This window comes from Bradyrhizobium sp. USDA 4369 (assembly GCF_054056435.1).
In genome coordinates, this window is record NZ_JBSRYH010000001.1 from 619667 (window position 1) to 632782 (window position 13116).

Sequence of the window (13116 nt, forward strand, 5' to 3'; positions counted from 1 at the left end):
GCTGCACAGGCAGCGATCTGCCGGTGCCCGGTTTCATGGCATGGCTTGGCGGACGTCCGGGTCGGCCAGGGTCTGGTCGAGCGTTCGCGCGGTCCGCTCGATGATGGCATCGATATCGGACTCGCTGCAGCACAGCGGCGGCGCGTAGCCGAGCACCCCGGTCGGGAAGGCGCGAATGACGAGCCCATTGGCCCAGGCGCGATCGAAGATGCGGCGCGACGGCTCGGCGCTGGCCGGCAAGGGCGTCTTCTTCTCCTTGTCGACCACGAGCTCGATCGCGGCCAGGAGGCCGCGGCCGCGGACCTCGCCGACCAGCGGATGATCCTGCATCGCGCGCAGGCCCGCCATCAGCCGCGCACCGGCACGCCGGCCATTCTCCAACAGGCCGCTCTCATACAGATCGAGCACGGCAAGGCCGACGGCCGCACTCACCGGATGGGCCGAATAGGTATAGCCGTGCCCCACGGCCGCCGCCCCTGCCCCATCGGCGATCACGCCATAGACATGATCGGACATCAGCACCGCGCCCATCGGGACGTAGCCGGAGGTCAGGCCCTTGGCCACGGTCATGAGATCGGGGACGACCTCGTCATCGGTGCAGGCGAACAAGGGTCCGGTGCGGCCAAAGCCGGTGATCACCTCGTCGGCGACGAACAGGATGCCGTGCTGCCTGCAGCGCGCGCGCATCGCCTTCATCCAGCCGTCGGGCGGCACCAGCACGCCGCCGGAGCCCTGGATCGGCTCGGCATAGAACGCCGCCACCCGCTCAGGCCCGCCGAGTTCGGCGATCTTGGCGTCGAGCGCGGCGAGCGAAGCCGCAATGATCGCATCGGCATGGCTGCCGACCGGATTGCGATACGCGTAGTGCGAGGGGATCTTGTGCTGCCAATTGAGCGGCACGCCGAAATTGGCGTGGAATGCGGGCAGCGCCGTCAGTCCCGCGCCGACCGTCGAGGAGCCGTGATAGCCCTGCTGCAGGGTGATGAACTGGTCGCGCTGCGGCTGGCCCTTCACGTGCCAGTAATTGTGAATGAAACGCACCGTGCTGTCGACGGCATCCGAACCGCCGAGCGTGAAGTAGACGTGGTTGAGATCGCCCGGCGCACGCTCGGCCAGCGCCGCCGCGAGGCGGATGGCCGGCTCCGAGGCGAGGCTGAAATAGCCGGTCGCGTAAGGCAGCTCGCGCATCTGCTTGGCGGCCGCCTCGACGATGCTCTCATGACCATAGCCGGCATTGACGCACCACAGTCCGGCAAAGCCGTCGACCAGCTGCTGGCCAGAGCCGTCGGTGACAACAGCGCCCTTGGCCGATGTCAGGACGCGCGCACCCGAGGCCTCGTGTCCGCGATAGGACGCGACCGGATGCACCAGATGAGCGCGGTCGAGTTCGATGAGCGAGTTGCTGAGCATGATGATCTCCGGTTCAGCCGAACGCCTGGCTGGCCAATGCAAAGGATGTCGGGGGCTGGGGCGTGCTGTCCTTCACGGCCGGACGGTGCATGACGATGCCGCCGCCGACATGCGCGAGGCCGAGACTCATCAGCCATGGCGCGAGGCCGCTCTCGATTCCGGTGTCGACACGGATGAATTCGCCCTCGCGTCCCGCGAGAAAATGTCCGACCAGCGCCTTCGCATCGTCGAGATCGGAGGCGACGACCGGGCCGATCACGAGGCCGCGGCCAAAGCGACGCAGCGCCGCAAAGCCGGCCGTTTGCGCCTGTCGTTCAAGCACCGCGAACTCGCCGACCGATGCGAGATGGACGATCAGATCGCTGCGCTCCGCACCGAAAGCCACGGCGTCGAGGGCGGCGATGGCGGTGATGTCATTTGGCGTGGCCGCCCGCACCGCATCGGACCGCGTGACAGCCTGCGCGAGCTGCCCCTGATGCTGGACGATCTCGCCGGTCCTGCCGAAGCCGAGCTTCTCATACAGCGGCAAGCCATCCGCGGTCGCGACGAGCTGCAGCCGCCGGTCGCCCGCGAGCGTCAGCGCCTCTCGCATCAGACGCCGGCCGAGCCCCTGCCCGCGCTCGGCCTCGTCAACGATGACCATGTTGATGGTGCCCGCAGCGGCGCCATAGGGCGTCATCAGCACGGTGCCGATCACGCGCGCGTCAGCCGCGATGGCCACGCAGCCTCTGCTCAGCGCAAGCGCCATCTGCCAGTCCTCGCGGCGGTGCGGCCAGCCGGCCTGCCGCGACAGCCGCGTCGCAGCGTCGAGATGCTCAGGGCCGAAGACTGTGAAGCTCGCAGCGTCGGAAGTCATGTCCCGCTCTCCCATTCCGCGGCGAGTCTGGGCGCGCAGCACCCGGCAGATCGGCTGAAGGCACTGCGGCCGACAACATCTTCCGCCGCAGAACCGGGGCAAAGCCGCATCTTATGCTGGCGCGCCGGCCTATCATCGGACGCCGAGACCATCGCCGGATGAGGATCCATGAGCAGCTTCCGCCCCAAATATGTGACCTTCGACTGCTACGGCACGCTCACCAATTTCGCGATGGCCGAGGCCGCGCGCGATCTCTACGGCGCAATCCTCTCCGAGCCTGCGATGACCGAGTTCATCCGCGTCTTCGCCGCGTACCGGCTCGACGAAATCCTGGGCGCCTGGAAGCCCTATGCCGAGGTCGTCAGCAACGCGCTGGCGCGCAGCTGCCGCAAGATCGGCATCCCCTACAAGCCACAGGACGGCGAGATGGTCTATCAGCGCGTACCGACCTGGGGGCCGCATCCGGACGTGCCGGCGGGCCTCGCCAAGGTGGCCAAGCACATCCCGCTGGTCATTCTCTCCAATGCCATGACGGCGCAGATTCCCTCCAACGTCGCCAAGCTCGGCGCGCCGTTCCATGCCGTCTTCACCGCCGAGCAGGCGCAGGCCTACAAGCCGCGGATGCGCGCCTTCGACTATATGTTCGACATGCTCGGCTGCGGTCCGGAGGACATCACGCATTGCTCCTCCTCGTTCCGCTACGATCTGATGACGGCGCACGATCTCGGCATCAAGAGCAAGGTCTGGGTCAACCGCGGTCATGAGCCGGCCAATCCCTATTACGGCTACACCGAGATCAAGGACATCTCCGGCCTGCCCGGCGTGTTCGGTCTCTAAGCAGAGTGCTGCAATGAAATATGTCTCCTACTGGCGCGACACTGCGGCCGCCTTTGCCGGCGGCCACGCCGGGCCCGTGGAGGGGCACTACGACGTAGCCATCATCGGCGGCGGCTTCACCGGGCTCGGCGCGGCGCTGCAGCTCGCCAAGGCGGGCGCCAAGGTGATCGTGCTCGAAGCGGATTCTGTCGGCTCGGGCGCATCGGGGCGCAATGGCGGCCACCTCAACAATGGGCTGGCGCACAGCTTCCTGGCCGCGAAAGCCGAGCTCGGCGCCGAGCGCGCCATTGCACTCTACAAGGCGTTCGACGACTCGATCGACACGCTGGAGCGCCTGATCGCGGAGGAGAATATCGCCTGCGATTTCCGCCGCTGCGGCAAGCTCAAGCTCGCCTCGAAGCCCGGACATCTCGAAGGAATCGTGAAGAACTTCGAAGCCATCAACCGCGAGGTCGATCCGGAGACGGCGCTGCTCTCGGCCACCGATCTGAAAGCCGAGATCGGCTCACCATTCCATGGCGGGATGCTCTTCAAGAAGAGCGCGATGATGCATATGGGCCGCTTCGCAGCCGGCCTCGCCACAGCTGCAAGCCGCCGCGGCGCCATCATCGTCGAACAGGCTGCGGTGACCGAGCAGGTGCAGGAGACCAACGGGTTTCGCCTGACCACGGCCAAGGGAACGCTGCGCGCCGAGCAGGTGCTGCTGGCCACTGGCGCCTACACCCCATCAAACTTCAGCTATTTCCGCCGCCGCATCATTGCCGTCGGCAGTTTCATCATCGCGACGCGGCCGCTGACGGCGGCCGAGGCGGCGTCGATTCTCCCGGGCAACCGCACCTATGTCAACTCGATGAACATCGGCAACTACTTCCGCCTGTCGCCGGACAATCGCCTGATCTTCGGCGGCCGCGCGCGCTTCTCCGCGACATCCGACCAGCGATCGGACGCCAAGAGCGGCACCATCCTGCGGGCCGCGATGGAACGGATGTTCCCGCAGCTTGCCGGCATCGACATCGAATATTGTTGGGGCGGCCTCGTCGACATGACCGCCGATCGCTATCCGCGCGCCGGCCGCGAGGGCGGGCTGTGGTACGCGATGGGCTATTCGGGCCATGGCGCGCAGCTCTCGACCCACCTCGGCACCATCATGGCCGATGCGATGCTCGGCCGGCCCGACAAAAACCCGATGAAGGATGCCCCCTGGCCGGTCGTGCCCGGTCATTTCGGCAAGCCCTGGTTCCTGCCATTCGTCGGCGCCTACTACAAGACCCTGGACTGGATCCGCTGAGACGTGGCGGCGCGCCGGTCCTCAATAGCCACGACTGCGGTCGACGAGACCGACCGGATCGAGCCCCGCGCGATGCCGCTTGATGTTCTCGGCCACGGCGCGCGCGGCCGATTCCGGCTGCGTGACGCTGGCGACATGTGGGGTGATCATGACCCGCGGATGCCGCCACAGCGGATGATCCGCCGGCAGCGGCTCCGGCTCGGTCACGTCGAGCACGGCGCCCGACAAATGTCCGCTGTCCAGCGCAGCGAGCAGCGCCGTCTGGTCGAGCTGCGCGCCGCGCCCGGTCTGCACCAGCGCAGCACCGCGCGGCAGCTTGGCAAAGAGCTCTGCGTTCATCAGGCCACGCGTCTCGTCCGTCAGCGGCAGCAGACAGATCAGGATGTCGGTCGTCGCCAGCAGCCGGTCGAGGCCGTCGGCGCCATGATGCGTGGTGACACCGTCGATCGCGCGCGGGCTGCGGCTCCAGCCCGACAACGGAAAGTCGAACGGCTTGAGCCGCTCCAGCACGGCCTGGCCCAGCAGGCCCAGGCCCAGCACGCCGACGCGACGTTCCTGCGCCTGCGGCTGCGTGACCGCGCGCCAAAGTTGCTGTCGCTGCTGGTCGTGATAGACCGGCCACTTCCGATGCAGCGCCAGCACGGCCAGCGTGACGTATTCCTGCATCATCCTGACGATGCCATCCTCTACCATGCGGACGATCTTCACCTGCGCGGGAACCGAAGCGGCGTTGAACTGGTCGATGCCTGCACCGATCGAGAACAGGATCTCGAGATTGCGATAATGAGCGAGATCCGGCGGCACCAGCCAGGTGATCATGTAGCGGACGTCATCGGGAGCGACGTTGGCCGGCTCAAATGCGAACGGGAGATCCGGAAGCTCGCGCGCCAGCACCTCGCGAAACACCGCGCCGCGACGGGCATCCGAGTTGAACAGGAAGGTCATCACCGTCGTTCCCAGGCCGGCCGGCCAGATCGCTGTGATCCGCCTTACGCCCGCATCCGCCATGCTAACGGCGCCGGGGACGTATTCCATGCCGAATGCGGGCGGGGATCGAGTGGAATGTTGCGCCGATCTGTCCGAAAAATACTGAACCAGACGTTCGGCGCCGGCATCACGGGCGCGGACGCAACCGACAGGGAAGACCGGCATGGATGATCCCGGCGTCGAATTTCGCTCTGTCGACGTGTTCGAGATGCGCCTCGCCGACATCGAGACCGTCGACGTCCGGCAGCTTCTGGCGTTGTCGATCTCGGTCCGCTGGCCGCATCGCGCCACGGATTGGCACTTCATGCTCAGCCAGGGACACGGCTTCGCTGCGCTCGACGAGATCGGCCGCGTTTGCGGATCGGCGATGTGGTTTCCCTACACCGAGACGTTTGCCGCCATCGGCATGGTGATCACCTCACCGCGATTGCAGGCGCTCGGCACCGGCAACTGGCTGATGACGCGGGTGATCGCCGCATGCGGCGAACGTGCCCTGCGACTCAACGCGACACATGCGGCCGACCGTCTGTACAGGTCGCTCGACTTCAAGCCAGAGAAGACGTTGTACCAGTGTCAGGGACGGGCGAACGGCGCAGCCACCGCCGCGGTAGACGGCGATGGCGTCCGACGGCTCAGCGAGATCGAGCTGTCGTCGGTCATCGCGGCCGACGCGCGCGCCTATGGCGCGGCGAGAACCAAGCTGATCACGGCGCTGTTTCAGCAATCGACCGGCTACGGCCTGTTTCGATCGGGACGGCTCGCCGCCTTCGCCTTGTGCCGAAGGTTTGGACGCGGCCATGTCATCGGTCCCGTCGTCGCCGCGTCCGACAGGGATGCGATCGCGGTGGTCGCGCCCCACGTCGCCGCCCATGCGCGGCAGTTCCTGCGGATCGATACTCACAGCGAGGGCAATGAATTCCGCGCCTTCATCGCCGCCGCGGGCCTCGCACTGCATGAAACGGTGACGACGATGTCGTTGCGCAGCGACGCCGATGACACCGGCCAGCGCGCCGCCGATGCGCCGAGCAGCTATGCCGTGGTCAGCCAGGCTTTTGGCTAGAAGGCCTGCGCGCGGTTCTTGTCCCGAGGCCACAGCTTGCGTCAAGATGCGCGCCGAAAGGCTCAGCTTCAATTGTCCTCGGCGGCCGCAAGACGCGTGACTGGAACGAGATCACAAGGTGCGAACTGGACCGGCAAAGCCGCACGACGCTCCTCGGCCCGGAGCGTTCGACGCTGACGCGTTCGAACCTGAATTGAAAACTCACGATTGAATTTCTGATCGGATTCCGGATTCGCAGCGCGATGCCACCCTAGCGGACAGGACTCGTCGAGTTTTCCGTAGCGGATGGGCGCACGCCGACCCGAACCATAGCCGCGCAACGCCTGACTGACGCTGCGACATCGTCGTTGCACAAAATTTGCATGAGACACGGTATGGATCAAGAATGAACCTCATCAGCCTCGACATTCGCATGCTCCGGTCGCTGATCTCCGTCGTCGAGACCGGCAGCATCACTGAAACCGCGCGGCGGCTGGGACGCACCCAGCCGGCGATCACCTTGCAGCTCCAGCGTCTCGAGGAGCTCACTGGCAAGCAGCTGTTTGTCCATGGCGGGCGACGGCTGGCGCTGACCGAAGACGGCGGCATCGTGCTGACCTACGCCCGTTCCATCCTGCGGCTGCATGACGAGCTGATCTCGCAGCTGGCATCGCAGGAGATCGAGGGCCAAGTGGTGCTCGGCACGCCCGACCTCTACGCGGCCTTCATCCTCCCCTCGATCCTCAGCGTCTTCCGCAAATCCTTTCCGCGCATCCAGGTCGAGCTGAACTGCGCGCTGTCGACGCCGCTGGTCGAGCTGGTGAAGCGCAGCGAGGTCGACATCGCGCTGGTCACGCGCATGAATGATTTCACCGGCGGCCAGGTCGTAAGGCGGGAGCAGCTGGTGTGGATGACCGGAGAACAGTCGGCGGCACATCAAGAGCGGCCCATCCCGCTGGCGCTGCTTCCCCAGGGCAACATCTATCGCGACCACGCGATCGCGGCGCTGGAGGCCGCAAATTTGCGTTGGCGCATCGCCTGTCAGAGTGAGAGCGTCGGCGGCCTGCAGGCGGCGGCGTTCGCCGGAATGGCGGTGACCGTGCTCGGTCGCAGCGCGCTGGTCGCGGGCATGCGCGAGCTCGGCCCCGCCGACGGACTTCCGGCGCTGCCGCAGGTCGAGCTGCTGCTGTACAAGTCGAGCGGCGCCACCTCGAAGGCGGCCACCGCGCTGCACGATTACCTCGCGCATTATCTGCGCCTCGGCGATCAGCTCGGCGAGACCGGGGTCCCTATCGAAATGGGCTGAGCACATGCGGGTCGCCGGCGCATTTTCGCAACACGCCCGCGCAACACGGCATGGGTTCGTAGGGAGGGCAAAGCAGCCGCCGCATGCCCACCGTCGCGCAGCCATCTCATCAGCAAGACGGTAGGCTCAATCAGCGTTTCGCTGCGCAATGCAGAGCAGGTGATGAACTTAAGGATTCGTCATGGGTTGCGTGCGCGTGTAACCGGCACACACCGCGCACCAACTAACGGCGCATCTCCGGCCACCTCCCGGCCCACGGCTGCGCCTCCTCGAAGGCCGCGGCGATCTTGAAGATCGTGGGCTCGTCGAGCCAGGGCGCGATGATCTGCAGGCCGATCGGCAGGCCGTCGCGATCGAAGCCGCACGGCACGGTGGCGGCCGGCAGGCCGGCCAGATTGATCGGCCAGGAGAACGGCGACCAGCCGAGATGCGGATCGACCGGCGTGCCGTCGATGCTCGCGACCCCGAGCTGCCCCGCACCGAACGCGGTCACCGCGACCGTCGGCGTCACCAGCGCATCGACGCGGGAGAACAAATCGACGAAGGCGGCGCGCATCTGGGTGCGGCGATAGCCGGCCTCGACATAATCGACGCCGGTGTAGCTGCGGCCTGCCGCGATCACGTCACGATAATCGGTTTCGCAATCGGCGAGTTCGTCTCCACTCTTGTGCGCGACGGCTGCGGCCTGCTCGATGAAGGCAATCGGCTTCAGCGTCCGTTCCAGAATTCGGCTGTCGATGCCGGGATGATCGGCGCTGATGCGCGCGCCGCAGTCCTCCAGCACGGCGATCGCCTTGGCGAAGGCCACGCGGACATCGGGCGCGACGGCGGCATAGCAGAGATCGGCGCTGGCGCCGATGCGCAGGCCGATCAGCGGCCGCGGGCTCGCGTCGAAGCGGCGCTGCGCGACCGCGAGGCTCGCTGCATCGCGCAGATCGTGGATGGCGATCGTCTCGAGCGCCAGCGCGGCATCTGCCACCGTGCGCGTGATCGGGCCGGTATGCGCCAGCGAGGCCCAGGAGGGCGGTGCGAAGCCGGGCGAGCGCGGCACCAGGCCGAAGGTCGGTTTCAGTCCGAACACGCCGCAGAACGACGACGGCACCCGGATCGAGCCGACGCCGTCGGTGCCGATCGCGATCGGACCGCAACCCGAAGCGACCGCCGCAGCCGCACCACCGCTCGACCCGCCGCTGGTGTGCGCCGGATTCCAGGGATTGCGCGTCAGTCCCGTCACCGGACTGTCGGCGGTCAGCTTGTAACCGGACTCGCAGGTCGTGGTCTTGCAGGTGATGATCGCGCCCGCAGCTTTCAGCGCCGACACCACAGCCGCATCGGCGTCGGGGACAAAGCTCCGGTTCATCGGCGAGCCGGCATAGGCCGGCACGCCCGCGACGAACACGAGATCCTTGATGGTGACGGGCACACCGGCCAGCGGACCACACGGCTCGCCCGCAAGCATCGCGGCGGTGATGCGCTTGGCGTCGGCACGCGCCTGCTCGTACATCGCGGTCACCACGACGTTGCAGCGGGCGTGCGTGGCGTCCAGCGCCGCAATGACGTCCTCGACCACGTCCACCGGAGTGAAGCGCTTGCGCCGATATCCTGCCTTGAGATCGACGGCAGACAAACGAGCGAGATCGGACGGCGCGTCCGCAGCGGCCGCGTGGGCAGACAAGGCTGTCATGATGGGTCCTGAAGGCTACCTCGATGCGGCCGTGACGGCGCGCTTGGCCATTACCGTGACGAGATGCGCCCGGTAGTCGGCTTCGGCATGGATGTCGGATGTCAGCCCGGCCGCATCGATCTTGATGGAGGCGATGCTGGTGGGCTCGAAGTTCTGGCTCAGCGCCTGCTCCATTGCCGCAACACGGAACACGCCCGCCCCCGCGCCGGTCACCGCGACGCGCACGCCGTCGGCGAACCTGGCGACGAACACGCCGACCAGCGCATAGCGCGACGCCGGCGCCTTGAACTTCGCGTAGCCCGCCGCCACCGGTACGGGAAAGCGGATCGCCGTGATGATCTCGCCGGGCTGCAAGGCGGTCTCGAACAGGCCGACAAAGAACCGATCCGCCGCGATCTCACGCGCGCTGGTGATGATGGTGGCGCCGAGGCCGAGCACGGCAGCGGGATAGTCCGCGGCCGGGTCGTTGTTCGCGACAGAGCCGCCCAACGTGCCGCGGTTGCGGACGGCTGGATCGCCGATCTCGGATGCAAGATGAGCGAGCGCGGGGATGCGCGCCCGCACGATCGGTGACGCAGCGACCACCGCATGTGGCGTCATGGCGCCGATCGTCACGGTCACGCCGTCGTCGCTGATCCCTTTCAGAGCAGGCAATTTCGCGAGATCCACCACGGCTGCCGGCGCCGCGAGGCGCTGCTTGAGCGTGGGGATCAGGGTCATGCCGCCGCCGAGGACCTTGCTGTCCTCGACCGACGTGAGCAGCTTGACCGCCTCCGAGATCTCGTTCGGCTGGTGATAGGCAAATGCACGCATGTCTCCCCCCTACTCTGCGGCCACTGGCAGCGACGCGTTCTGCAACAGGCGCCAGATCCGGTTCGGCGTCGCCGGCATGTCGACATGGGTGACGCCGAGATGCGCCAGCGCATCGACCACCGCGTTGATCACGGCGGCCGGCGAGCCGATGGTGCCGACCTCGCCGCAGCCCTTCACGCCCATCGGCGTATGTGTGCACAGCGTCGAGTGCGTGGCCACCTTCATCATCGGCAGATGGTCGGCACGCGGCACGCAATAATCCATCAGCGAGCCCGAGACCAACTGCCCGGAGCTCTCGTCATAGACTGCATTCTCATAGAGGGCCTGGCCTACGCCCTGCACGATGCCGCCATGCAGCTGGCCCTCCACGATCATCGGGTTGATGACGGTGCCGACATCGTCCACCGCCGTATAGTTGACCAGCGTGACGATGCCGGTCTCCGGATCGATCTCGACCTCGGCGATGTGGCAGCCGCCCGGATAGGTGAAGTTGACCGGGTCGTAATAGGCCTGCTCCTCCAGTCCCGGCTCGAGGATCTCCAACGGATAATTGTGCGGCACGTAGGCCGCGCCTGCGATCTCCTCGATCGTCTTGACCCGGTCAGTGCCGGCAACCGAGAACTTGCCGGCCTCGAAATGGATGTCCTGCTCGCTGGCTTCCAGCAGATGCGCGGCGATCTTCTTGCCTTTGACGATCACCTTGTCGGCGGCCTTCGACAGCGCCGCACCGCCGACCACCAGGGAGCGCGAGCCATAGGTGCCCATGCCGAACTGGACGCGGTCAGTGTCGCCGAACACGATGTCGACATTCTCGAAGGGGACGCCGAGCTTCTCGCACACGATCTGCGCGAAGGTCGTCTCATGGCCCTGGCCGTGATTATGCGTCCCGATCATCACGGTCACCTGCCCCGCCGGATGCACCCGCACAGTGGCGCTTTCATAGAGGCCGCCACGCGCGCCCAACCGTCCGGCGAAGCGCGACGGCGCGAGGCCGCAGGCCTCGACATAGGTCGAGAAGCCGAGCCCGCGGAACTTGCCGTTGCGCGCCGATTCCGCCTTGCGCACGCCGAAATTCTTCACGTCGGCGGCGACCAGTGCGCCATCGAGACAGCCCATCGGATCTCCGGAATCGTACTGCACCAGCACCGGCGTCTGATACGGATAGGCGTCCTTCGGGATCATGTTGCGCCGACGCAGCTCGACACGGTCGATCCCCATCTCGGCCGCGGCCACATCGACGATGCGCTCGACCACGAAGGTCGCCTCGGGCCGACCGGCTCCGCGATAGGCGTCCACCGGCACGGTGTTGGTGAATACGACCTTGACGTTGCAGTAGATCGCCGGCGTCGTGTAGACGCCGCCGAGCAGCGGGGCGTACAGATTGGTCGGGATGTTGGGGCCGAAAGTCGAGAGATAACCGCCCATGTTGGCGAGCGTCTTGACCCGGAGCGCCAGGAATTTCCCGTTCTCGTCGAGCGCCAGCTCAGCCTCGGTGACGTGATCGCGGCCGTGACGGTCCGACAAGTAGCCTTCCGAGCGATCCGCCACCCATTTCACCGGGCGCAGCACGCGCTTAGCCGCCCAGGTGACGACGGCCTCCTCGCCATAGTGGAACTGCTTGACGCCGAAACCGCCGCCGACATCGGGCGCCACGACGCGCACCTTGTGCTCCGGCAACTTCAGCACCAGCGCGCTCATCAGAAAGCGTACGACGTGGGGAAACTGGCTGGTGGTCCACAGCGTGTGGTGGCCCTTGCCCGGATCATATTCGGCAATGGCCGCCCGCGGCTCCATGGGGTTCCCAATCAGCCGGTTGTTGACCAGGCTCAGCTTGGCGACATGCGCGGCCTTGCGGAACGCCGACTCCACCGTCGCCTTGTCGCCGAGCTCCCAGTCGCAGCAGACATTGTTCGGGACATCGTCGAACAATTGCGGCGCGTCGGGCCTGACGGCATCGAGCACGCCGACGACCGAGGGCAGCACCTCATAGTTGACGTTCACCAGCTCCGCCGCCGACTTCGCCTGTTCGAGCGTCTCGGCGATGACGAAGGCCACCATGTCGCCGACGAAGCGCACCTTGCCCTGCGCCAGCATCGGGAATGGCGGCTCCTTCATCGGCACGCCCTTGGCGTCGCTGATGCCCCAGCCGCAGGGCAGCGAGCCCAGGCCGTCGGCGGCGACATCCTCGCCGGTCAGCACCGCGACCACACCCGGCGCCGCCAGCGCGGCGGATTTGTCGATGCCGCGCAGCACGGCATGGGCATGCGGCGAACGGATGAAAACACCCGCCGTCATGCCCGGTCGCTTGATGTCCGACACGTAGTTGCCGCGCCCGGTGAGGAAGCGCTGATCTTCCTTGCGCTTCGGCGCCGCGCCGATCCCGATCACCTGCCCCATGGTCACTCTCCCGCTGACGTGGCGTGCATGGCGGCCGCGCCGGCCATGACCGCGATGACGATGTTCTGATAGCCGGTGCACCGGCAGATGTTGCCTTCGAGCCCGTGCCGGACCTCGGCCTCGGTCGGCGCCGGATTGGCGGCAGCGAGCGCGGTCGCGGTCATCACCATGCCCGGCGTGCAGAAGCCGCATTGCAGGCCATGATGCTCGCGGAACGCTTCCTGCATCGGATGCAGCCCGTTCGATCCTGCAGTGGCGCCGAGCCCCTCGATGGTCAGCAAGGTCGCGCCGTCGAGCGACGGCGCCAGCAAGGTGCAGCTCTTCACCGGCGCGCCGTCGAGATGCACGACGCAGGCGCCGCACTGGCTGGTATCGCAGCCGACATGCGTCCCCGTGAGGCTGAGCTGCTCACGCAGGAGATCGCTGACGAGCGTTGCCGGCTCCACGTCGACCGTAGTCGGACGGCCATTGAGGGTGAAGGAGATCTGCACGGTCTACT

General features: G+C 66.7%; 11 protein-coding genes. 4 read left to right on the top strand and 7 right to left on the bottom strand.

Annotation, left to right across the window (positions count from 1 at the left end):
* Positions 1–33 precede the first annotated feature (33 nt).
* Entirely contained in the window at positions 34–1410 is a 1377-nt protein-coding gene (locus tag ACVIJ6_RS02870; protein WP_456771405.1) for an aminotransferase class III-fold pyridoxal phosphate-dependent enzyme, read from the bottom strand.
* Positions 1411–1423: 13 nt separating this feature from the next.
* A complete protein-coding gene (locus ACVIJ6_RS02875; RefSeq protein WP_456771406.1) occupies positions 1424–2266 on the bottom strand; it encodes a GNAT family N-acetyltransferase in 843 nt (280 codons plus the stop codon).
* Positions 2267–2434: 168 nt separating this feature from the next.
* On the opposite strand from ACVIJ6_RS02875, the gene ACVIJ6_RS02880 reads away from it, so the two are divergent.
* Positions 2435–3103: a haloacid dehalogenase type II gene (locus tag ACVIJ6_RS02880; RefSeq protein ID WP_456771407.1), complete on the top strand. Its 669-nt coding sequence runs from the start codon at positions 2435–2437 to the stop codon at positions 3101–3103.
* A gap of 13 nt (positions 3104–3116) precedes the next feature.
* Complete coding sequence (locus ACVIJ6_RS02885; protein ID WP_456771408.1) at positions 3117–4391, top strand: NAD(P)/FAD-dependent oxidoreductase; 1275 nt, start codon at positions 3117–3119, stop codon at positions 4389–4391.
* A gap of 21 nt (positions 4392–4412) precedes the next feature.
* Here ACVIJ6_RS02885 and ACVIJ6_RS02890 read toward each other — a convergent pair whose 3' ends face one another.
* Positions 4413–5336, bottom strand: coding sequence for a 2-hydroxyacid dehydrogenase (locus tag ACVIJ6_RS02890; RefSeq protein ID WP_456776882.1), 924 nt, complete (start codon positions 5334–5336; stop codon positions 4413–4415).
* A gap of 205 nt (positions 5337–5541) precedes the next feature.
* On the opposite strand from ACVIJ6_RS02890, the gene ACVIJ6_RS02895 reads away from it, so the two are divergent.
* Complete coding sequence (locus ACVIJ6_RS02895) at positions 5542–6438, top strand: GNAT family N-acetyltransferase (RefSeq protein ID WP_456771409.1); 897 nt, start codon at positions 5542–5544, stop codon at positions 6436–6438.
* A 385-nt stretch (positions 6439–6823) separates the two neighbouring features.
* Positions 6824–7723: a LysR substrate-binding domain-containing protein gene (locus ACVIJ6_RS02900; protein WP_456771410.1), complete on the top strand. Its 900-nt coding sequence runs from the start codon at positions 6824–6826 to the stop codon at positions 7721–7723.
* Between the two features lie 223 nt (positions 7724–7946).
* On the opposite strand, the gene ACVIJ6_RS02905 is transcribed toward ACVIJ6_RS02900, so the two are convergent.
* Genes ACVIJ6_RS02905 through ACVIJ6_RS02920 form a run of 4 tightly spaced genes read right to left on the bottom strand, consistent with a single transcriptional unit; the run spans position 7947 to position 13108 of the window.
* Positions 7947–9407 carry an amidase gene (locus tag ACVIJ6_RS02905; protein ID WP_456771411.1) on the bottom strand — a complete coding sequence of 487 codons (1461 nt, stop codon included), beginning with the start codon at positions 9405–9407 and terminating at the stop codon, positions 7947–7949.
* A gap of 15 nt (positions 9408–9422) precedes the next feature.
* Positions 9423–10220: an FAD binding domain-containing protein gene (locus tag ACVIJ6_RS02910; RefSeq protein WP_456771412.1), complete on the bottom strand. Its 798-nt coding sequence runs from the start codon at positions 10218–10220 to the stop codon at positions 9423–9425.
* Between the two features lie 9 nt (positions 10221–10229).
* Positions 10230–12617: a xanthine dehydrogenase family protein molybdopterin-binding subunit gene (locus tag ACVIJ6_RS02915; protein ID WP_456771413.1), complete on the bottom strand. Its 2388-nt coding sequence runs from the start codon at positions 12615–12617 to the stop codon at positions 10230–10232.
* A gap of 2 nt (positions 12618–12619) precedes the next feature.
* Complete coding sequence (locus ACVIJ6_RS02920; RefSeq protein ID WP_456771414.1) at positions 12620–13108, bottom strand: (2Fe-2S)-binding protein; 489 nt, start codon at positions 13106–13108, stop codon at positions 12620–12622.
* Positions 13109–13116 lie beyond the last annotated feature (8 nt).

What these genes read in the sequence shown, in the direction of transcription:
- ACVIJ6_RS02870 (WP_456771405.1), bottom strand. Translation starts at nt 1,410, where the DNA reads ATGCTCAGCAACTCGCTCATCGAACTCGACCGCGCTCATCTGGTGCAT.
- ACVIJ6_RS02875 (WP_456771406.1), bottom strand. Translation starts at nt 2,266, where the DNA reads ATGACTTCCGACGCTGCGAGCTTCACAGTCTTCGGCCCTGAGCATCTC.
- ACVIJ6_RS02880 (WP_456771407.1), top strand. Translation starts at nt 2,435, where the DNA reads ATGAGCAGCTTCCGCCCCAAATATGTGACCTTCGACTGCTACGGCACG.
- ACVIJ6_RS02885 (WP_456771408.1), top strand. Translation starts at nt 3,117, where the DNA reads ATGAAATATGTCTCCTACTGGCGCGACACTGCGGCCGCCTTTGCCGGC.
- ACVIJ6_RS02890 (WP_456776882.1), bottom strand. Translation starts at nt 5,336, where the DNA reads ATGACCTTCCTGTTCAACTCGGATGCCCGTCGCGGCGCGGTGTTTCGC.
- ACVIJ6_RS02895 (WP_456771409.1), top strand. Translation starts at nt 5,542, where the DNA reads ATGGATGATCCCGGCGTCGAATTTCGCTCTGTCGACGTGTTCGAGATG.
- ACVIJ6_RS02900 (WP_456771410.1), top strand. Translation starts at nt 6,824, where the DNA reads ATGAACCTCATCAGCCTCGACATTCGCATGCTCCGGTCGCTGATCTCC.
- ACVIJ6_RS02905 (WP_456771411.1), bottom strand. Translation starts at nt 9,407, where the DNA reads ATGACAGCCTTGTCTGCCCACGCGGCCGCTGCGGACGCGCCGTCCGAT.
- ACVIJ6_RS02910 (WP_456771412.1), bottom strand. Translation starts at nt 10,220, where the DNA reads ATGCGTGCATTTGCCTATCACCAGCCGAACGAGATCTCGGAGGCGGTC.
- ACVIJ6_RS02915 (WP_456771413.1), bottom strand. Translation starts at nt 12,617, where the DNA reads ATGGGGCAGGTGATCGGGATCGGCGCGGCGCCGAAGCGCAAGGAAGAT.